This window comes from Pikeienuella piscinae (assembly GCF_011044155.1).
Taxonomy (GTDB): domain Bacteria; phylum Pseudomonadota; class Alphaproteobacteria; order Rhodobacterales; family Rhodobacteraceae; genus Pikeienuella; species Pikeienuella piscinae.
Genome location: NZ_CP049056.1, coordinates 1,474,474 through 1,494,268, shown reverse-complemented (window position 1 = coordinate 1,494,268; position 19,795 = coordinate 1,474,474). Strand labels below are relative to the sequence as shown.

Below are 19,795 nucleotides of genomic sequence, written 5' to 3'. Positions count from 1 at the left end.
GCTTATTCCGCCTTGATATCGGCGTTCTCGCCATCGCCCCCCGGCGCGCCATCGGCGCCATAGCTGATGAGATCGTATGCGCCGGCGCCCGCGACATCATACCGATACGGCGTGCCCCAGGGATCGATCAGGCCGGAGGCCTTGTCGAGATACGGTCCGGACCAGCGCTCCGCCCCCGAAACGGGGCGCTCGATGAGCGCATGAAGTCCTTCTTCGCCGGTCGGGTAGCGACGCATGTCGAGCCGAAAGAGGTCAAGCCCGGCCTGCAATTGCTCCATCTGGATCGTCGCGACCTTTTGCTTGCCACGCTCGAAAAGGGAGAAGACGCGCGGGCCGGCGACGCCGATGAGCAGCGCGATGATCGCGAGGCCGATCAGGATCTCCATCAGTGAATAGCCCGCCTCGGGGCCGCCGCGGCGAAGGCGGCGGTTGGGGCGGCGAAGGCGGCGGCGAAACAGCATCTGGCGTGATCCTTAGAGAGCGGCGTCATAGACGTCGAGCACGGCGGTCATCATCAGGTAAGCGCCGACGCCGATCAACAGCCCGAGAAACAGCGTCGCCGCCGGCGCCGCGACAGCGGAGAGCCGGCGTGCGCGCGCCTCGGCCTCCTGTCTGAAATGGCCGGCGGCGCCGGTCATCAGCGGCGCGAGGGCGCCGGTCTCCTCGCCAATCTCCGCGAAGGCGGAGAGGCTTTCTGGGAAGGCCGCGCCGGCGGACAGCGCCTCGGAAAAAGGCCGTCCCTCCGCCACCATCCGCGCCGCGTCCGCCCCCGCAGCCTCCAGCCGCGGCGCGCCCAACGTGCGCGAAGCGAGGCGAGCGGCGTCGGGTAGCGGCGCGCCGCCGGCCAGCATCGCGCCGAGCGCGCCGGCATAAGCTTCAAGGGCGCGGTCGCGTATCAGCGGGCCGACCAGCGGGACGCGGAGCATCGCCCCCGCAACCCATTTCTTGCTGGCGACGGTTCCCGATGCGATCAGCGCGCAGAGGCCAGAGACGCCGAGGACCGCGAGAAGCGGCCCGCCCCATTCGCGGAGCGCGCGCGAGACGGCGAAGAAACCCGTTGTTGCGGCGGAGACCTCCGCTCCGGTGGCGCGCAGCACCTCCTCGAACCGGGGTTGGGCGAAGCCGACGAAGACGCCGAGCGCGAGGAGCGCCGCGACCAGCACAAAGGCCGGATAGGCGAGAGCGGAAACCAGCGCGCCGCGCCCCGCCGCCCGCCGCTCCACCAGTGCTGCGGCGGCTTCGGCGGCGCGGGCGAGGCCGCCCGAGGTCTCGCCGGAGGCGATCAGCGCGACCTCGGCCTCCGAAAAATCCGCCGGCCAGTCCGCCATCGCGGTCGAAAGCGGACGCCCCGACGCGACGGCGATCGCGAGGTCGGCGAAGAGCGGTTGCGCGCTCTCGGTCCCGCCCGCGAGACGGAGCGCGCGGTCGAGCGGCGCGCGCGCCGCGGTCAGCGCCGCGAGACGACGCATCGCCGCGGCGCGATGGCTGAGTCGGGCGCGCGGGCGCGACGGCGCGCGCCCGGGGGCGAGGGTAAGCGGCGTCAATCCCGCGCGCTCAAGCATCGCGGCGGCCTCCGCCTCGGATGATGCGGCGAGAACGCCGCGCCGGCGCCCACCGCCCGGAAGCGTCGCCCGGTAGCGAAAAAGGCTGGCGCTCATGCGCCCTGCGGCGGCGCTACGCGCAGCGCTTCGTCGAGTGAAATCAGTCCCTTGGCCGCGAGTTCAAGCGCCGCCAGATGGAGGGGCGTCGCGCCGCTTAGCGCGCCGAGCGCGGCTTCTGACGGCGAAGGGCCGCGCACTGCGTCGGCGAAGGCGCGCGAGGCGAGGAAGGCTTCTGCGACCGGAACCCGGCCCTTCACTCCGGTCCCGCCGCAGGACGCGCAACCGCGCGCCCGTCGCCAGTCCCCGTTCTCGGGCGCGCCGATCCGCCGGAGCGACGCCTGCGCCGGCGCGTCCTCTTCGGCGCAGGCGTCGCAGAGCCGCCGCGCCAGGCGCTGTGCCCCGGCGCCGATCAGCGCCGCTGCGACGAGGAACGGCTCGACCCCGAGATCGAGCAGCCGGATCGCGGCGCCGGCGGCCGAATTGGCGTGAACGGTGGATAGGACGAGATGACCCGTCAGGGCCGCCTGCACGGCGACGGCGGCGCTCTCCTTGTCGCGAATCTCGCCGACCATCATCACGTCCGGATTGTGGCGCAGCATCGCGCGCTGGGCGCGGGCGAAATCAAAGCCGATCTCGGGGCGAACCTGCATCTGGACGACGCCGGGCAGGGCGTATTCGACCGGATCCTCCACCGTCATGATCTTGCGCTCCGCTCCGTTCAGGCCGGAGAGCGCGGCATGGAGCGTTGTGGTCTTGCCGGCCCCGGTCGGGCCGGTCAGCAGGAAAAGCCCGTGCGCGGCGCGGCTGGCCGCGTCCACGGCCTCGGCGTATTCGGCCGGAAATCCAAGCTTCGCCAGATCGCCCGGCGCCGCCTCCGGGTCGAGCAACCGGATCGCGAGCGTCTCGCCCCCGATCGCCGGGGCGGTGGAGAGGCGCAAATCGATGCGTCGCCCGGCCAGGTCCATCCGCGCGCGGCCGTCCTGCGGCAGGCGGCGCTCCGCGACGTCGAGCCGGGCGAGCACCTTGGCGCGTGCGAGCGCGGCGGGATAGGTCGCGGCGTCCAGCGCGCCGAGGATGCGCATCGCGCCGTCGACCCGCGCGCGGACGCGTCCTCCGCCGGTCGCCTCCACCGGTTCGAGATGCAGATCGGAGGCGCCGAGCCGCGCCGCGGTCTCAAGGAACGCCTCGATCGCCTCTACCGCCGCGCCCTCCGCAACAGGCTCCGCGCGGGGCGTGGCGGGTGCGGCGGCGCCTTTCTCTACCCGGCTGGCTCGCCAGGCGGCGATCCCGGCTTCGGTGGTCACCGCGAAGCGGACCGGGCTCTCCGCCGCCATCGTCACGGCGCGACGGAGATTGTCATCGAACGGGTCGGCGAGCGCCGCGATCAGCCCGGACCCATCCGGCGCCCTCGCCAGCGCCATCCAGTGCGAGGCGACGAAGGCGGGTTGCGGGGCGCCCGTCTCCGGCGGTGGACCGAGCGCCGCGGTCTCCGCGTCCGTGAGCAGCGTAAGACCGAGCGTTTCCGCCGCCGCCGCCGCCGCGCGCGCCGCGGGAATCAACCCGAGACGGCGAGCGGCGGCGAGGCCGGATTCGCCTCGCCGGGCGGCTTTTCGCGCGCGTTCAGCGTCGGCGACCGCGAGCGCGCCTTCATCGATCAGTGTCAAAATACACGCGTCCGCCGGCGAATCCGGCGGCTCCACCCCTGAAATGGCGTCGTTTTTCGACATGAATCCCATATTCGAGTTTGGCGTATCGGCGCGCAAGCCGTATTCTCGCTCAAATGTGGTTTGGGTGGGGGGCCTAATTCACCCAGCCGGCGGCGACAGAGGAGGACGCGATGTCGAGGCTAAGCGCGGTAGCAATATTATTCATGGTTTTCGGGTGGCTCGCGCCGCCGGCCATGGCGCAAGATGTGCATCTTGGGGTCAAGAGCTGCGGCTCGAGCGGCTGCCACGGGCAGGTCGCCTCCTCATCCTCGCCGGTGCTTCTCAACGAGTATGTCACCTGGCAGAAATACGATAGCCACGCTACCGCATACAAGGTCCTCATGGAGCCGCGTTCGCAGCGCATCGCGAAGAATCTCGGACTCCCGAACGCGCATGAGGCGAAGATCTGCCTCGACTGCCACGCGGACAATGTCGCCGCCGAACTGCGCGGACCGCAATTCGTGCTTGCCGACGGCGTCGGCTGCGAAGCGTGCCACGGCGCCGGCGCGGCGCCCTGGATGGGGCTTCATATCGGCGGCTCTCCGCATGACCAGAATGTCCAGAACGGGCTTCGCCCACTCGAGGACCCGATCGTCCGCGCCGGCGTCTGCCTGCAATGCCATCTCGGCGACGACAGCCAGTTCGCGACGCATCGGATCATGGGTGCGGGCCATCCGCGGATCAGTTTCGAAATGGACAGTTTCACCGATTTCCAGCCGGCGCATTTCGTCATCGATGACGATTACCGCGAGCGCAAGAAGGTGGTCGACGGGGTTCGCACCTGGGCGATCGGCCAGGCGTTGATGGTCGAGCGGCGCATGGACCTGCTGATCAGCACAAAATACGCGACCGATGGTCTGTTTCCTGAACTGGCGTTCTTTGACTGCCATGCCTGCCATCAGCCGATGTCGAGCGCGCTGCCGGACAAGAATGGCGATTTCCCGACCGCATGGACCCCGCGCCCCGGCACTGGGCTTGGGCCGGGCGTGCCGAAATTCAACGACGCCAACATGCTGATGCTGGAGATCGCGCTCGACATGGCCGGCCCGGAAATGGTGGAGGCGATGAGCCAGAACATCCTCGCGATCCACAAGGGTAGCCAAACGTCGCGCGCGGCGATGGTTGAGGCGGCGAAGAAGACCAAGGCGACCGCGCGCGCCGCAGTGAACGCGCTGGCCGCGAAGGAGATGGACGCGGCGACGATGAAGAAGGCGATGGAGGGGCTGATCGCCCGCGGCGTCGACGGTTACTTCGTCGATTACGAAGCTGCTGAACAGTCGACCATGGCGTTGGGTTCGATCATCGAGGCGATGCGCGTCGCGGGGTATATCGACGGCGCCGGTTACAAGCGGATGTCGGCGATGATGGAGGACGTCTACAACGCCGTCGCGGATGATGAACGCTTTGTGCCGTCGAAATATGTCGCCGCGGTGCGGGAGCTTTCGGCCGCGCTCTGAAGATCGGCTTGCAGAGTGGGGGCGGCGTTGCTGGCGCCGCCCTCTTTGTCTCGCGCGTCAGCGGCCGCCCTGATCGCCCGGCCCCTGGATCTTCAGCGTTCGCGCTTCGATCGCGCCTGCGACGTCGGGGGGCAATGTCAGCCGGCCCTTTTCGAGATATTCGGAGAGCCGCCTGATCTCGCCCGGCGAAAGGTCGTCGAGCAGATAGGTCGCGTCCGTGAATTCGAGCGCGGCGAGGGCGGCGGGCTGCGGCGCGGCCGGATCGGCCGCGAGCGCGCGAAGCGCGGCCAGCGCTTCGTCCTCCGCCCCGATGACGATGGCGGGCGCCGATAACGCAAGCGCGCAACCGAATATCAGCGCGGCCAATTTTCTGGATCTCATCGCTTTGCTCCCGTTGAACAACACCGGAGATAGGCCGTGCGCGGGCGCGACGCCACCAGCTTCTCCCCGTCGACTGCGTCAAATCTTCACCATCGCGCCAAGCTTCGGCGCCGAGGCCGGAGTTTGATCGTGTCGCAAGGCGAAAAGGGGAAATCGAAATGGCTGGAAAACTCACTGGCGCCGGAATGGCCGTCGCAGGACTTTGCCTGGGGGTGGGCGCCGCGGTTGGCGGGTGGCTCCTTGGCGCCGCGCTGGTGGAATCGCGGGCGCCCGCGCGACAGGTAACGGTGAAGGGCCTCGCCGAGCGGGTTGTGGAGGCGGACGCCGCCGTCTGGCGGGCGCCGTTTCGCGGCGTGGGCGCAACGCGCGATGCGGCGATTGACGAGGCGATGCGCGCACGCGACGCGGTGTTGGATCTGGGCCGTGACGGCGGGTTGCCGGCGGAGGCCATGAGCGTCGAGCCGTTCGCATTGTCGATCGAGCGCACATTTCTACAGAAACCGGGCGGCGGGCAGGAGGAGAAACAGCGCTTTGTCGCGGCCGGCGCGGTCAGGATGCGCTCTGACGACGCCGGGTTGATTGAGGGGCTGACCGGGCGGACAGCCGAGTTGCTTGACCGCGGCGTTCTTCTCGGTGGAGACGATTATTCCGGCGCCGCGCGGCCAGTCTACACATTCACCGGGCTGAACGAGATCAAGCCGGAAATGATCGCCGAAGCGACGCGGAACGCCCGCGAATCCGCACAACGCTTCGCCGCTGATAGCGGCTCCGCCGTCGGCCGGATCATCACCGCCAATCAGGGCGTGGTCGCGATCTTCGCCGCGGATGGCGATTACGACGAACGCTCCGAGCGGCGAAAGCGCATCCGCGTCGTCAGCACGATCAACTACGAACTGGTGGATTGAGGCGAGGCCGGCTCGCTACGAGCCGCCTCGCGAGCCGCCTCGCGAGCCACCGCGCGAGATCCCGGCGCAAGGCCGGGACCGCGACCCGCTTCGAACCACCCCGCACCCCTCAGCGCGTCAGTTCCTTCATCGCGCCCTCGATGCCGCGGAGCGTCATTGGAAACATGCGTTCGGCGAAGATCTGCGAGATGAGCTGCGTCGAATGGGTGTAACGCCAGTGCTTTTCCGGCGTTGGGTTGATCCAGACGCTGTGCGGCCAGCAGTCGAGCGCGCGGCGGAGCCAGGTTTCTCCGGATTCCGGGTTCCAGTGCTCTACCGCGCCGCCGGGTTGCACGACCTCATAAGGGCTCATCGCGGCGTCGCCGACGAAAACCACGCGATAGTCAGGCCCGAATGTACGCAGTACCTCCCATGTCGGGGTTTGCTGGTCCCAGCGCCGGCGATTGTCCTTCCAGACACCCTCGTAGAGGCAGTTGTGGAAGTAGAAATGCTCCATGTGCTTGAACTCGGAAGACGCGGCCGAAAACAGCTCCTCCACGATCTTCACATGGCCGTCCATCGAGCCGCCATTGTCGAGAAAAAGCAGAACCTTCACTGCGTTCCGCCGCTCGGGTCGGGTCTTCACGTCGAGATAGCCATGCTCCGCGGTGGCGCGGATCGTTCCATCGAGGTCGAGTTCCTCCTCGGCCCCGTCGCGGGCCCAGCGGCGCAGGCGCCGGAGCGCGACCTTGATGTTGCGGGTGCCGATCTCGACGGTGTCGTCGAGGTTGCGGTATTCGCGCTTGTCCCAGACCTTCACCGCTTTCTTGTGGCGGCTTTCCTTCTGGCCGATCCGCACGCCCTCGGGGTTATATCCATAGGCGCCGAAGGGCGAGGTGCCGGCGGTGCCGATCCATTTCGAGCCGCCCTGATGGCGCTTCTCCTGCTCGGCGAGGCGCTTGCGAAGCGTTTCCATCAGTTTGTCCCAGCCGCCGAGACTCTCGATCTTCTCCATTTCCTCGGGGCTCAGATGCTTCTCGGCGAGCCGGCGGAGCCATTCCTCTGGCAGATCGACTTCCGCCACGGCCTCGGCGAGGTCGACGCCTTCAAGACCCTTGAAACAGGAGGCGAAGACCTGATCGAACCGGTCGATATGGCGCTCGTCCTTCACCAGCGCCGCGCGGGCGAGGTAATAGAAAGCTTCGACATCGTACATCGCCACGCCCCGGTCGAGCGCCTCGATGAGCGTCAGGTATTCGCGAAGCGAGCAGGGCACCTTCGCTTCGCGAAGGGAGAGAAAGAAGCGATTGAACATCGGGTGAGTTTACTCCGCTCAGGCCGGGCCGAGAAGCCCGGCGCGCAGAAGAATGACCCCGAACACAAGCCCGGCGATCCCGAAGGCGACGCCATGCCCGATTGCGTATTGCAGCCGGTCGGCGGTTCCACCGCCGCGCCGCGCGGCGCGGACCCAGCCGAATATCAGGCCAATAATGAACGAGATCAGCGGGAGCACGGCGTCACGATCCTTTCAGCGGGTCCGCCCGAACCCCTGAACCATTGGCGCGGCGTGGGCAAGAGGCGACGCTCATCCTGGGGCGAGACCGATCGCCGCGAAGTCGAGCGCCCAACCCCGCGCCGCCGCGCTGTCCGCGCCGTAGACATAGCGCGCCCAGTCGAGCGCCTCGCGCGCAGTTTCGGCCGCATTGTGAAGGTTCCCGCTCTCCGCGAGCGCCAGCGCGCGCCAGCGAAACGCATGCGCCAAAGACCAGGCGTCGGCGTTGGCGCCGAGCGCCGGGATGGCCGCGTCAAGCACGACGAGCGCTTCCTCTGGCCGGCCGGCTTGCGTCAGGATCGCGCCGAGATCCGTGCGCGTATCAGCCAGACGCGGACTGTCGGGGCCGAGCGTGGCGAGGAATATTTCCTCCGCCCGCCGCAAGAGCCGGATCGCATCCTTCGATCGCCCGTCGAAAAACGCGGCGCGGCCGGCCTCCAGCGTCGCGGCGCCACGGCGGTGGTCGTAGGGGCCGAAGCTCTCAGCGAGGACCAGCGCGCGTTCGGCCCAGAGCGCCTCCGCCGCCGGAACGGGGGCGAGGGCCGCGCGGGTGACGAGGTCGGCGTAGATCGGGTCCGCCGGGGCGCGCCGCCTTAGCCTGTCGCCCGTCCTTGGCGTGCCGGGGCGGGCGAGGGCCGTGAGCGCCGTCCGTCGCGCCTCGACCGGCGACATTCCGGTTCGCATCTCCGGATCGTAGAGGATGCGCAGCATCAGAAGGTCGAAGCTGGTCAGCGCGCCCCGGGCGTTGTCGTCGTTAAAAACGGAATCCTCAAGGCGCATGATGTCGTTCATCGGCCCGAGCGCCTGCGCGATCTCCTCCTCCATGCAGGCGCGAATCTCGTGCGGCGCGGCGAAGGTCGGGAGAAAGATCGTGATCGCGTCGAGCCGTTCAAGCCCTTCCCAGACCCTCACGCCGCGCGCCTCCGCTTCGCGCCAGGCGCGCCATTCACCCGAGAACGGAATGAGAAAGCAGAGCGCGTCGGGCGCGACCTGCGCCATCGCCTCCGCCGGCGCGGTGCGAAGGGTGATGTTGGCCTCGTCTTCTGGCGCCAGCGCGATGTCTAGCCCCGGAGCACCCGCCGCGATCCGGGCGATCAGCGCCGCCGCGTCGCTGCGATAGGCTGCGAGTTCGGGTCCGGAGAGCGCTACGCGCACTGGCTCCTCCCAGCGCAGCAATCTGTCGCGCACGGCGCCCCACTCGGAGACGAAGGTCAACTCGATGAAGTCGTCCGCAAGGGTCTCCGCGCTCCAGCGGATTTCCTCGCGGTTCAGGGCGGCGCCCCAGCCCGGCCAGTCGGGGCGCGGCGCGACGATGTGCGGCGTGGTCCGCGCCGGCTCGCGATAGATTGAAACCGGTTCGGGCGGGGCTGCGCAGCCGACGAGCGCGAGCGCCGCCAGCGCTCGTCGCATCAGCGCTGGTACTTGATGAACGGCGTCAACGTGCCGATCCGGTCATAAAGCCTGCGCGCGGTCGCGTTGAAATCCTGCGTCAGCCAGTAGACCGATGGGCAGCCGGCTTCGTCGGCGTCCTTGTAGACCGCCTCGATGAGCGCCCGACCGGCGCCGGTCCCGCGGATCTCCGGATCGACGTAGAGATCCTGAAGATAGCAGACATTCTCCACTTTCCAGCCGTGGCGCTGAAATGCGTAATGCGTGAGGCCGACGGCGCGCCCGTCCGCCTCCGCGATCAGGCCGTGGAAATCCTGCGGATCGTCGCCGAGAAGCCGGCGCCAGGACGTCTCGTAGACTTCCTCCGGAACGCTCGTTTCGTAGAACTCCAGGTAACGCGTCCAGAGTCTGCGCCATTCGGCGTGATCGGCGGCTTTGAGCGGACGGATCGTGAGCATGGAGCCTCAGGCGAGAAGGGCGACGGTGAAGACGGACAGAACGGTCGAGAGGATAACCGCCTTCGCGACGCTGTCCACCGGAACTCCGTAGCGGAGGCCGAGGATGAAGGCCATCGCGCCGCAGGGTGCGGCGAAGACGAGGCGCGCCGGGTCCTCCCATTCGGGCGAGACCGGAACGACCGTCCCGAAGAGCGCAAGCGCGCAGAGCGGGTGGACGAAGGTTTTGAGGATGGTCGCCGACCATGCGGGCCCGCCGACGCGGCGCAGATCGGCGCCGGAGAGGATGACGCCGAGCGCGAAGAGCGAGCCCGGCGCGGCGGCGGCGCCGGCGAGGGCGAGAAAGCGCTCGAGCCCGTCATGAAGGCCGATCCCCGCCCAGTTCACCGCGAAGCCGCCGAAGATCGCCACGATCAGCGGGTTCTTCAGGATCGAGCCCAGCGTCGCCAGCGGCCCGGCGCCGCCGGTCATCGCCTCCAGAATCATGATCGTCCCGGCGAAGATGATCATCGTGTCGAACACGACCGTCGTCGCCACCGGAAGCGTGGCGCCCTGGCCGTAGAGCGTCTCGACGATGGGAAGGATGAAGAAGACGTGGTTCGGAAAGGCGCCGGTCATGCCGATCAGCAGCGCCTCCAGCGGGGCGAGCCGAAAGACGTGGCGGCAGATGAGATAACCGAGCGCGTAGAGCGCGATCAGGCTGCCCTCATAGGCGACGAGAACCGGCCAGTCGATCTTCGAGAGATCGGCGAGGGCGATCAGCCGGAAGAGGAGACAGGGAACCGCGACGCTGACGACGAAGGTGTTCGTCCCCTCCGCCGCTGTCCGGCTGAACGCGCCGCGCAGCCCCAGAACGAAGCCGAGTGCCGGAAAGGCGAAGACCGGCAGAATCGCGTATTGCAGCGGACCGAGCAGAGCCTCCATCAGGCGAGGCTTGCCGGTCCCGGCTTCTTCCGGTCATGGAGGTCGGCCGTTCCCGAAGTTGAAGCCCCTGCTCGTTCTTCGGGAGCGCGCCCGGCGCGCGTGGTCACACCGTTCTGCGATCTATGCCGCGCCCCTGCGACGCTTGACGGCCCCCCCTGTAAGGAGCGCGAGCGCGCCGAGAAGAAGAACTCCCGAGGCGGGCAGCGGCACTGCGCCGATGTCGGGCGCGGCGTCCGTTCCAGGCAGCATGCCGGATGCGCTGAAGATCGTCGCTCCCGGATCGGCGGATAGTGAAAGCACCGACGTCGAGAACAGGTCGCCGATGCTCGGCTGATCGCCGTTGGTGGTCACGGACGATGTCAGGGAAAGCGCATAAATGCGGCCCTCCTCGGCGAAGAAGGTGTCCGTGAGCGTGCCGTCGAACAGGTTCGCCGCCCCGCTTCCATCGACGATGAAACTGTCCGCGCCGCCGATCGAGAAATTGCCGCTCAGAACATCGGCCTCGAGTCCGGCGCCGATCACGGCGAGACCGCCGCTGGTGCTCGAGACGAGATTCTCGAAAACGAACTCGTCCAGTTCGGGATCGTATTCCCCGACCGAATTCGGACCGACAAGGTTGCCGAGGCTTCCTTCGCTGCCGAACACCTTGAAGGCCGAGTCGAGGTCGGTCACATCGAATATTCTGATCGAGGTGGACCCTATGACGAGGTTGTCGGAACCCGTTCCGTCATCGGTGTTGGAGAGGATGCCGTCATAATTGACCGCGTAGCTGACGTTTCCGCTCTCCGCGTCCCCGAAATCGAAGCTCAGGACGTCGAAAAGAAGCGCATTGGTCGATGCGCCGGCGAAACTCGTGCTGGGCGTCACGCCCAGAAACGCGCCCACCTCGCCGGTCGCGAGACTGGCCCGGTTCTTGAATTCGCCGTCGAGAAGCGTCCGCTCGACGTTCTGGGCGCCGGTCGAAACGGTATTGAAGCGCTCCTGACGCGTCGGGTCGAGGACCGTTATGCTGCCTCTGATCTCCGTTCCGGAATCTATTCCGAGCGCGCCCGGCGTCAGTGGTTCGAACGTCGCGGCGTGGGCGGCGCCGGCGCTTACGGAAAGCGCCGCCGCACATACGAGATTACGCATGAATTTTCCCCCATCATCTGGTCTGCATGAAATACACAATTACACATGCCCGACTCACACCGCAGTCACGCGGCATGGTCAACATGAAATGGGCTGAAGTCCTGGTTTTTGCACCCGAAGGTTGTTTTCGGTTCCGCGCGGCGCAGGATGATCCACTTGGAGTGGCGTCTCACCATTGCAACCAATCTGGCGTTTGGCGCCGAGATTCGGCGGCGCGACGTCTTCGTCGCAACGGCGGAGCGTCATGCGGGACGAGTTCGCCCCTATCCGGCCCCGGGGCCGCGCGGAATGGCCCCGCAAGAGCGCCGGCGGCGCGCTCCTTACTGTCTCTGGCGCGCGCGGTTCATGAAGGCGAGCCGCTCCAGCATGTGGACGTCCTGCTCGTTCTTGAGCAGCGCGCCATGAAGGCGCGGCAGCGCGTCGCTCGACTCGCCCTGCAGATCTGCGGCGGAGAGATCCTCCGCCATCAGGAGGCGCAGCCAGTCTAGCGCTTCCGAGGTGGAGGGTTTCTTCTTCAGGCCGGGCGTTTCGCGCAGCTCATAGAATTGCGTGAGCGCGGCGCGGACGAGGCTCTGTTTGACGCCCGGAAAATGCACATCGACGATCGCCTGCATCACGTCGAGATCGGGGAAGCGGATATAGTGGAAGAAGCAGCGGCGCAGGAACGCGTCCGGCAGCTCCTTCTCGTTGTTCGAGGTGATGATAACGATCGGGCGATGGCGGGCGCGGATGGTCTCGCCTGTCTCGTAGACGAAGAATTCCATCCGATCGAGTTCCTGCAGGAGGTCATTCGGAAACTCGATATCGGCCTTGTCAATCTCGTCGATCAGCAGGACGACCTTGCCCTCGGCCTCGAACGCCTCCCAGAGCTTGCCCTTGCGGATATAGTTCGCGACGTCGCCGACCCGCTCGTCGCCGAGTTGGCTGTCGCGGAGGCGGCTGACGGCGTCGTACTCGTACAGGCCCTGCTGCGCGCGGGTGGTGGACTTCACGTTCCATTCGATGATGGGAAGATCGAGCGCGCTGGCGACCTGGCGCGCGAGTTCGGTCTTGCCGGTTCCTGGCTCGCCTTTCACGAGGAGCGGGCGCTCCAGCGTGATCGCGGCGTTCACGGCCACCGTCAGGTCGTCAGTGGCCACATAGTCCCTGGTTCCGTCGAATCGCACGTCTCACCCCTTCATCTCTCAGCCGGGCCTTCTAACGCCTCGCGGGTTTGAAGGAAAATTGATTCACCCCAGCGAGGGTTTTAGGTGACATTCCCGACGAATCCACCCTATAACCCGCCCGCGAGACCAGAGCGGCGCCATGGCGTCGCATGTGTTGGGGACCAATGATCCATGAACAAACATGTCGAACTTTCTTCCGACTACGTTCCGTCCGAGGATGAGCCGTTCATGTGCGAACGGCAGAAAGAATATTTCAGAATCAAGCTGCAGGAGTGGAAAGCCTCCATTCTAGACGAGAGCCGGGGCACGATGCGCGAGATGCAGGAGGACGCGCGCAATCTTCCCGACGTCGCCGACCGCGCCTCGGAGGAGACCGACCGGGCGCTCGAGCTGCGCACCCGCGACCGCCAGCGCAAGCTGATCGGCAAGATCGACGCCGCGCTGCGGCGGATCGAGGATGGGAGCTACGGCTATTGCGAGGACACCGGCAACCCGATCAGCCTGAAACGGCTGGACGCGCGGCCGATCGCCACGCTCAGCCTGGAGGCGCAGGAGCGCCATGAGCGGCGTGAGAAAGTCTATCGCGACGACTGAGGCGCACCCCGCCCTTTCGTGCGTCCGAAACGCCCCGGCCCGAACCGCCGGGGCGTTTTCGATTCGGGCCAGCGCGCGATGGGTTTCCGGCGCGTTAACGGGGGCGCGGTAAGGTCTCGACCGGGTTTTTCGCGATTCCAGAGGCCGCCTCATGCACGCTGAGAACTGGGACGATCTGCGCATCTTCCGCGCTGTCGCGGAGCGGCGCGGCTTCATCGCCGCCGCCCGGATGCTGGGAATCAGCCGGCATGTCATCCGGCGCCGGGTCGGGGCGCTGGAGGGGGTGCTCGGCGCCCGCCTGCTGGAGCGGCGGGGACGCTGGCTGCGGCTGACCGAGGCGGGGCGCGACGCGCTCGACCATGCCGACGAGATGGCGGCGGTGTGGGATGCGGCGCTGCTCGGCGTCGCCGGGCCGTCGGGGGAGGCCGGGTCCGTGAGGATCGCGGCGCCGGAGGGGCTGGCGAGTTGGCTGCTGGCGCCCTTCGCGGAGAGTTTCGAGGCCCGCCATGTGCGGCTGCTCTTCGTCGGGGCGGATGCGGCCGGCTCGGCGGCGGACATCACGCTGGCCTTCCGGCCCGGCCCGTTCGCGCGGCGGATCGGGCGGATCGAATACCGGGTCTACGCCGCGCCGTGGACGGACCGGCAGACGCCCTTCGGCCCCTTCTGGATCGAACAGGGGCCGCCGGGCTCCGATCTCAGGGAATGGCTGGACGACGCGCCGGCGGCTTCGGGCTGGGCGCGGGCGGAGGCGGAGGACGAGGCGAGCGCGCTGGCGCTGATCCGCAGCGGGGCGGGCCGGGGCTGGCTGCCGACGCCGCTGGCGATGCGCGAGCCGGGAATCGAGCCGCGCGACATGGAGCTGACGCGCAAACGCGACCTCTGGATGGAGATCGCGGGAAAATCGAAACGGCTGACGCGGGTGATGCTGGCGGCGGACTGGATCATGGAGCGGACGAAAGCGGCTATGAAGCTGCGGCGGTGAGGGGGCTCCGCGATTCCGGCCCCGGGCCGGGACCGGGGCTGGCGCGGTTCGTCGATTGCCCCGGCGGGGCGGGCGCGGCTAGGCTGATGCGTGCGGGAGGGCGCGATGGGGAATCATCTTTACTACGGCGACAATCTGGCGGTGCTGCGCGACAGCATCGCCGACGAGAGCGTCGATCTGATCTATCTGGACCCGCCGTTCAATTCGAACGCGTCCTACAACGTTCTCTTCAAGGGACCGAAGGGAAAGGAGAGCGCGGCGCAGATCGAGGCGTTCGACGACACATGGCACTGGACCGACGCGGCGGAGGAGGCGTTCGGGGAGGTGCTGCGGTCGGGCAACGGCGCGGCGGCGGAGATGCTGCGGGCGATGCGGTCGTTCCTCGGCGAGAACGACATGATGGCCTATCTGGCGATGATGGCGGTGCGGCTGCTGGAGCTGCACCGGGTGCTGAAGCCGACCGGGAGCCTCTACCTGCACTGCGATCCGACCGCGAGCCACTATCTCAAGATTTTGCTGGATGCGATTTTTGGGGCGCGGAATTTTCGGAATGAGATTATTTGGCATCGCCGTCCGGGGATGAGTAGCGCGGTCCACGAGGCCAACCGCTTTGGCGGAACCACTGACACGATTTTTTTCTTCGCAAAGTCGTCCGAAGCCAAGTTTTCCGTGCAATACAATCGAGATAGTCCAGAATATCAAAATTATATTGATACTAGATTTACCCTTAAAGACAAAGACGGCCGCCTTTATCAAGCAACTAGCCTCGTAAACCCAGCGCCTAGGCCAAATTTAAGATACGATTATAAGGGTTATCAGTCCCCATCAAATGGGTGGATGATTTCCAAGGCAAAGATGGAGCAGTGGGATGCTGAGGGGAGGCTCCACTTTCCAGCAGATAAATCTAAGCGAATTCGACGAAAGAGTTTTGCCGATGAACTTAAGGGCATGCCCGTTCAATCCCTATGGACAGATATCCCGCCGGTGAACGCCCGCGCCCAAGAACGCCTCGGCTACCCGACCCAGAAACCTGTCGCCCTACTCGAACGCATCGTCTCCGCCTCGTCCAATCCCGGCGACGTGGTGCTGGACCCGTTCTGCGGTTGCGGCACCACGGTTCACGCCGCCGAGAAACTGGGGCGGGGCTGGATCGGCATCGACGTCACGCATCTGGCCATCGGGCTGATCGAGAAGCGGCTGCGCGACGCGTTCGCGGGGGTCGAGTTCACCACGCACGGGGTGCCGGAGGACCTCGCCGGGGCGCGGGACCTCGCCCGCCGGGGGCGGGAGGACAAGAATTACTATTTCGAGTTCGAGAAATGGGCGCTTTCGCTCATCGCCGCGCAGCCGGGGAACCAGTCGAAAAAGGGCGCCGACCGGGGGATCGACGGCAATATCTATTTCGGCAAGACGCAGCGCGCCGTGGTCTCGGTGAAGGCGGGCGACAATGTCGGCGTCGCGATGATCCGCGATCTGCGCGGGGTGGTGGAGCGGGAGAAGGCGGAGATCGGGGTTTTCCTGACCCTGACCGCGCCGACGAAACCGATGGTGGCGGAGGCGGCGGCGGCGGGGCAGTTCGAGATGGAGGGATTCTCGGCCGTCCCCCGCATCCAGATCGTCACGGTCGAGGACGCGCTGACGCTCCGCGACCGGGCGGTGCGGCTGCCGGCGCGGCGCGACGACGCGTTCCGGAGAGCGAAGCGCGAGGAAAGCGGCGGGCAGGGCGCGCTCGACCTGTAGCGGCGCGCGGCGGATCAGGGCGCCGGGCGCGGCGCGAGGTCCCGAGCGGTTGCGCGGCGCGGGGCGGGGTCCGGGACCGGGGCTCGGCTCAGACCATCATCTGTTTGGTCGCGGCCAGTTCGACATTCGGAAAATCCTTCTCCGCGCGGTCGATGTCCCACTGGATACGGGTCAGGAACACCGGGTCGCCGTCATGGTCGCGGGCCATCTGGCCGCGATTGGCCTTGATGAAGGCGTCGACATCCGCCGCCGCGCCGCGCAGCCACCGGGCGGAGGCGTATTGCGTCGGCTCGAAGCGCACTGGCAGGCCGTATTCGATCTCGATCCGGCTCCCCAGCACGTCGAACTGCAGCGGGCCGACGACGCCGACGATCCAGCCGGCGCCGATTTCGGGCTTGAAGAGCTTGGCCGCGCCTTCCTCGGCGAATTGCGTCAGCGCCTTGTCGAGATGCTTCGCCTTCAGCGGATCGCCCGCGCGCACCGATTGCAGCAGCTCCGGCGCGAAGGAGGGGATGCCGGTGAATCTCAGGTCCTCCCCCTCCGTCAGCGCGTCGCCGATGCGAAGCTGGCCATGGTTCGGCACGCCGATGATGTCGCCGGCCCAGGCGTCGTCGGCGATCTCGCGGTCGTTGGCCAGAAAAAGCACCGGGTTGGAGATCGCCATCTGCTTGCCGGAGCGGACATGTTTCAGCTTCGCGCCGCGCTTGAAATGGCCGGAGCAGAGGCGGACGAAGGCGACCCGGTCGCGGTGCTTGGGGTCCATGTTCGCCTGCACCTTGAAGACGAAGCCGGCGACCTTCGGTTCATCGGCGGTGATCTGCCGCGTCTCCGTCGCGCGGGGCTGCGGGGCGGGGGCGTAGGCGCCGAGGCCGGTCAGCAGCTCCTTCACCCCGAAGGAGTTGATGGCGGAGCCGAACCAGATCGGCGTCAGCGTCCCGTCGAGAAAGGCCTGCCGGTCGAACGTGGGGAGGAGGCCGCGCGCCATCTCCACCTCGGCGCGCAGCTCCTCAAGCCGGTCGGCGGGGAGATGCTCGGCCAGTTTCGGGTCATCGAGCCCGGCGATGGCGATGGACCGGCCCTTCACGTTGCGCTCCGCCCGGTCCATCAACTCTAACCGGTCGTTCACGAGGTCATAGGCGCCGAGAAAGTCCCGCCCCATGCCGATCGGCCAGGAGACCGGCGCGACGTCGAGGGCGAGGCTTTCCTGTATCTCGTCGATGATCTCGAACGGGTCGCGGCTTTCGCGGTCCATCTTGTTGCAGAAGGTGAGGATCGGCATGTCGCGTAGCCGGCAGACCTCGAAGAGCTTCCGCGTCTGGCTCTCGACCCCCTTGGCGCCGTCGATCACCATCACCGCCGCGTCGACCGCGGTCAGCGTCCGGTAGGTGTCCTCGGAGAAGTCGGCGTGGCCGGGCGTGTCCACGAGGTTGAGCCAGTAATCGGCGAATTCGAAGGACATGGCGGAGGCGGAGACGGAAATGCCGCGCTCCTGCTCCATCTTCATGAAGTCGGAGCGGGTGCGCCTTGCCTCCCCCTTGGCGCGGACCTGGCCGGCCATGTTGATGGCGCCGCCATGCAGGAGGAGTTTCTCGGTCAGCGTCGTCTTGCCGGCGTCGGGATGCGAGATGATCGCGAAAGTGCGCCGGCGGGCGATTTCGGGTGGGAGTTCGGGGGCGTTGTGCGTGCGGCTCATGAAGCCGGGCTATAGCGGCGCCGCGGCGCGGGGGAAAGGGGGCCGTCAGCCTGCGCCGGCGAGGGCGCCGCGCCGCGTCGCGCGGGCCTGCGCCTCCAGCGCCAGTTCGGTGACGGTGAAGGTGTGGGCCTGCGCGCAGGCGGTTTCGGTGCGTTCGCGCACATCCGCCGCGAGATTGCGGAAATACGGGAGTTCCGACCCGGAGCAGTCGAAATGCTCGTATTCGGTTCCGTTGACGAGGAAGAGATGATCGGTTCCGGGCCGGCCGACCGGATCGACATATTTCCGCAACTCGATCGCGCCCTCCGAGCCGGAGATGAAGAGCCGCCCGTCGCCCCAGTTCGGCAGCGCGTCGGGCGTATACCAGTCGACGCGGATATAGCCCTGCGCGCCGGCGCCGGCGAGGGCGATCTCGCCGAAATCCTGGAAGGCGGGGTGGTCGGGATTGGCGAAGTTGCCGATCGCGGCATGGGCGATCTCGGCCGTCTCCAGCCCGGTGAAATGCAGGAACTGGTCGATCTGGTGCGAGGCGATATCGGTCAGGACGCCGCCATAGCGCGCGGGATCGAAGAACCAGTCCGGGCGAAGATGAGCGTTCAGCCGGTGCGGGCCGAGGCCGATTGTCTGGATCACCTTGCCGATCCGGCCTTCGCGCACCATCTCGGTGGCGCGCGTGACGGCGCGAACCTCGAACCGCTCGGAAAAATTTACCGACCAGATCCTGCTGGTGGCGGCGACGGTTTTACGGATCCCCGCCAGTTCCGCCTCGGTGATGCAGCCGGGCTTGTCGAGCATCACGTCCTTGCCATGGCGCATCGCCTCCACCGCCAGCGCCGCGCGCCGGTCGGGCGGGCAGGCGATCAGGACGAGGGCGATGCTTTCGTCATCTAGGAGGCGCCGGCGGTCCTCGGCGCGGGGGATGTCGGGAAAGCGTTTCAGGAAACCCTCAAGCGGCTGCGGTTCCCCCTCGGTCCACCAGCCGGCGAATTCGCAGCCCGCCTCGATCATCCCCTCGGCCATGCCGTAGATATGCCGGTGGTCGAGGCCGAGCGCGGCGAAGCGGAGCGGCGCGCGCATCAGAGCGCCTCCATATCCGCGACCTCGACCATGCGCCCCTCGCGGGAGGAGGCGGTGATGGCGTCGATCAGGGCGTGAACCCGCAGCGCCGCGCGCCCGGTGACGGCGGGCGCGCCGCCGCTGCGGATCGCGCGGGCGAAATCGGCGATCAGGTCGCGGTGCCAGTCGCAGGGGAAGGCCATCGGGTCGGCCCCGCCGCCGGTCTCGGCCGATTCCGCTACGAACTCCTCTCGCCCGTCGCGCCATGTGACGGTCAGCTCGCCGCCGCGAAGGATCGCCGCGCCCGAAGTTCCCTCGATGGCGATGCTTTCGACATGGCCGGGGCATGACGCCGTCGTCGCCATGAGCGCGCCGACGGCGCCGGAGGCGAAGCGGAGACCGGCGGCGGCGAAATCCTCCGACTCCATCCGGTGGATCGCGGTCGTCGCGGTCAGCGCCGAGACGTTTTTCGCCGGCCCGGTCAGGCTGAGCGCCAGGTCGAGCGTGTGGATCGCCTGGGAGATCAGCACGCCGCCGCCGTCGCGCTCATAGGAGCCGCGTCCGGGCGTGTCGTAATAGGCCTGATCGCGCCACCAGGGCACATCGATGCGCGCCAGCGCGACTTCGCCAAGCGCGCCCTCGCGGATCAACTCCGCCAGGCGGCGCGCCCCGGCGCGGAATCGGTGCTGAAAGACGATGCCAAGGGTGACGCCCGCCGCTTCGCAGGTCTCGACGAGGGTGCGAGCGGCGGCGCCGGTCCGCTCGACAGGTTTCTCCATCAGGATGTGCTTTCCGGCGCCTGCGAGCGCACGCACGATCTCCGCCCGCTGGTTCGGCGGGGTGAGGACGAGCGCGGCGTCGGTCCCGTTGTCCGAAGCGAGCTCTTCGAGCGATGAAAAGGTCTTGCAGCCAAAGAGTTCTGCGGTCGCCGCGGCCTTCGCGCCGCTGCGGGTCAGAACCCCGCTGACCGCGATCTCGTCCTCCAGCTCGGCCAGCGCCTCCAGATGTGGTTTCGCGGCCATGCCGAGCCCGATGATGGCGAGACGGATTTTTCCGGACATGGGGAGTTTCCTTCGAAAGGCGG

The 19,795-nt window shown here is 67.5% G+C and carries 19 protein-coding genes; 5 read left to right on the top strand and 14 right to left on the bottom strand.

The genetic code is table 11. From position 1 onward, the window contains the following. Nucleotides 1-2: 2 nt before the first annotated feature. Genes gspG through G5B40_RS07230 form a run of 3 tightly spaced genes read right to left on the bottom strand, consistent with a single transcriptional unit; the run spans nt 3 to nt 3,265 of the window. Nucleotides 3-461 carry a type II secretion system major pseudopilin GspG gene (gene gspG / locus G5B40_RS07240; RefSeq protein ID WP_165096903.1) on the bottom strand — a complete coding sequence of 153 codons (459 nt, stop codon included), beginning with the start codon at nt 459-461 and terminating at the stop codon, nt 3-5. A gap of 12 nt (nt 462-473) precedes the next feature. Continuing rightward, entirely contained in the window at nt 474-1,658 is a 1,185-nt protein-coding gene (locus G5B40_RS07235) for a type II secretion system F family protein (protein WP_165096900.1), read from the bottom strand. Then, a complete protein-coding gene (locus G5B40_RS07230) occupies nt 1,655-3,265 on the bottom strand; it encodes a GspE/PulE family protein (protein WP_165096897.1) in 1,611 nt (536 codons plus the stop codon). The genes G5B40_RS07235 and G5B40_RS07230 overlap by 4 nt, the downstream gene beginning before the upstream one ends. Nucleotides 3,266-3,471: 206 nt before the next feature. On the opposite strand from G5B40_RS07230, the gene G5B40_RS07225 reads away from it, so the two are divergent. Next, nucleotides 3,472-4,764: a multiheme c-type cytochrome gene (locus tag G5B40_RS07225; RefSeq protein ID WP_165096894.1), complete on the top strand. Its 1,293-nt coding sequence runs from the start codon at nt 3,472-3,474 to the stop codon at nt 4,762-4,764. A 57-nt stretch (nt 4,765-4,821) separates the two neighbouring features. Here G5B40_RS07225 and G5B40_RS07220 read toward each other — a convergent pair whose 3' ends face one another. After that, complete coding sequence (locus tag G5B40_RS07220) at nt 4,822-5,145, bottom strand: hypothetical protein (RefSeq protein WP_165096892.1); 324 nt, start codon at nt 5,143-5,145, stop codon at nt 4,822-4,824. 158 nt (nt 5,146-5,303) lie between these two features. Between G5B40_RS07220 and G5B40_RS07215 the strand changes: the two genes are divergently transcribed. After that, a complete protein-coding gene (locus G5B40_RS07215) occupies nt 5,304-6,050 on the top strand; it encodes an SIMPL domain-containing protein (RefSeq protein WP_165096889.1) in 747 nt (248 codons plus the stop codon). 109 nt (nt 6,051-6,159) lie between these two features. Here G5B40_RS07215 and G5B40_RS07210 read toward each other — a convergent pair whose 3' ends face one another. From G5B40_RS07210 to G5B40_RS07180, 7 genes are all read right to left on the bottom strand, one after another. Then, entirely contained in the window at nt 6,160-7,344 is a 1,185-nt protein-coding gene (locus G5B40_RS07210) for a vWA domain-containing protein (RefSeq protein WP_165096886.1), read from the bottom strand. A gap of 18 nt (nt 7,345-7,362) precedes the next feature. Further along, nucleotides 7,363-7,542 (bottom strand): hypothetical protein, encoded by a 180-nt coding sequence (locus tag G5B40_RS07205; protein ID WP_165096884.1) that lies wholly within the window; start codon nt 7,540-7,542, stop codon nt 7,363-7,365. Nucleotides 7,543-7,614: 72 nt separating this feature from the next. Then, on the bottom strand, nt 7,615-8,991 hold the full coding sequence (locus G5B40_RS07200) for a DUF2927 domain-containing protein (protein WP_165096881.1): 1,377 nt from the start codon (nt 8,989-8,991) through the stop codon (nt 7,615-7,617). Then, nucleotides 8,991-9,428 carry a GNAT family N-acetyltransferase gene (locus tag G5B40_RS07195; protein WP_165096878.1) on the bottom strand — a complete coding sequence of 146 codons (438 nt, stop codon included), beginning with the start codon at nt 9,426-9,428 and terminating at the stop codon, nt 8,991-8,993. Before G5B40_RS07195 ends, G5B40_RS07200 begins: the two co-directional genes overlap by 1 nt. A 6-nt stretch (nt 9,429-9,434) precedes the next feature. Further along, nucleotides 9,435-10,349: an AEC family transporter gene (locus G5B40_RS07190; RefSeq protein WP_165096875.1), complete on the bottom strand. Its 915-nt coding sequence runs from the start codon at nt 10,347-10,349 to the stop codon at nt 9,435-9,437. A gap of 120 nt (nt 10,350-10,469) precedes the next feature. Continuing rightward, nucleotides 10,470-11,480, bottom strand: a complete 1,011-nt coding sequence (locus tag G5B40_RS07185; RefSeq protein ID WP_165096872.1) for a hypothetical protein — start codon at nt 11,478-11,480, stop codon at nt 10,470-10,472. Nucleotides 11,481-11,800: 320 nt separating this feature from the next. Continuing rightward, the gene (locus G5B40_RS07180; RefSeq protein WP_165096870.1) at nt 11,801-12,646 is read right to left on the bottom strand and encodes an AAA family ATPase; all 846 of its coding nucleotides are present in this window, start codon (nt 12,644-12,646) and stop codon (nt 11,801-11,803) included. A 171-nt stretch (nt 12,647-12,817) separates the two neighbouring features. On the opposite strand from G5B40_RS07180, the gene dksA reads away from it, so the two are divergent. From dksA to G5B40_RS07165, 3 genes are all read left to right on the top strand, one after another. Continuing rightward, a complete protein-coding gene (gene dksA / locus G5B40_RS07175) occupies nt 12,818-13,240 on the top strand; it encodes an RNA polymerase-binding protein DksA (protein ID WP_165096867.1) in 423 nt (140 codons plus the stop codon). A 151-nt stretch (nt 13,241-13,391) separates the two neighbouring features. Next, nucleotides 13,392-14,222 (top strand): LysR family transcriptional regulator, encoded by an 831-nt coding sequence (locus tag G5B40_RS07170; RefSeq protein WP_165096865.1) that lies wholly within the window; start codon nt 13,392-13,394, stop codon nt 14,220-14,222. A 105-nt stretch (nt 14,223-14,327) separates the two neighbouring features. Continuing rightward, nucleotides 14,328-15,962 (top strand): site-specific DNA-methyltransferase, encoded by a 1,635-nt coding sequence (locus G5B40_RS07165; protein ID WP_165096862.1) that lies wholly within the window; start codon nt 14,328-14,330, stop codon nt 15,960-15,962. Between the two features lie 88 nt (nt 15,963-16,050). Here the strand turns inward: G5B40_RS07165 and G5B40_RS07160 are convergent, their stop codons facing one another. The 3 genes from G5B40_RS07160 to G5B40_RS07150 are packed head-to-tail and all read right to left on the bottom strand — an operon-like array spanning nt 16,051 to nt 19,772. Then, complete coding sequence (locus G5B40_RS07160) at nt 16,051-17,655, bottom strand: peptide chain release factor 3 (RefSeq protein WP_165096859.1); 1,605 nt, start codon at nt 17,653-17,655, stop codon at nt 16,051-16,053. Nucleotides 17,656-17,700: 45 nt separating this feature from the next. Beyond that, nucleotides 17,701-18,732 (bottom strand): Gfo/Idh/MocA family protein, encoded by a 1,032-nt coding sequence (locus G5B40_RS07155; RefSeq protein WP_165096856.1) that lies wholly within the window; start codon nt 18,730-18,732, stop codon nt 17,701-17,703. Further along, nucleotides 18,732-19,772 carry a Gfo/Idh/MocA family protein gene (locus tag G5B40_RS07150; RefSeq protein ID WP_165096853.1) on the bottom strand — a complete coding sequence of 347 codons (1,041 nt, stop codon included), beginning with the start codon at nt 19,770-19,772 and terminating at the stop codon, nt 18,732-18,734. The genes G5B40_RS07155 and G5B40_RS07150 overlap by 1 nt, the downstream gene beginning before the upstream one ends. Between the last annotated feature and the right edge of the window lie 23 nt (nt 19,773-19,795).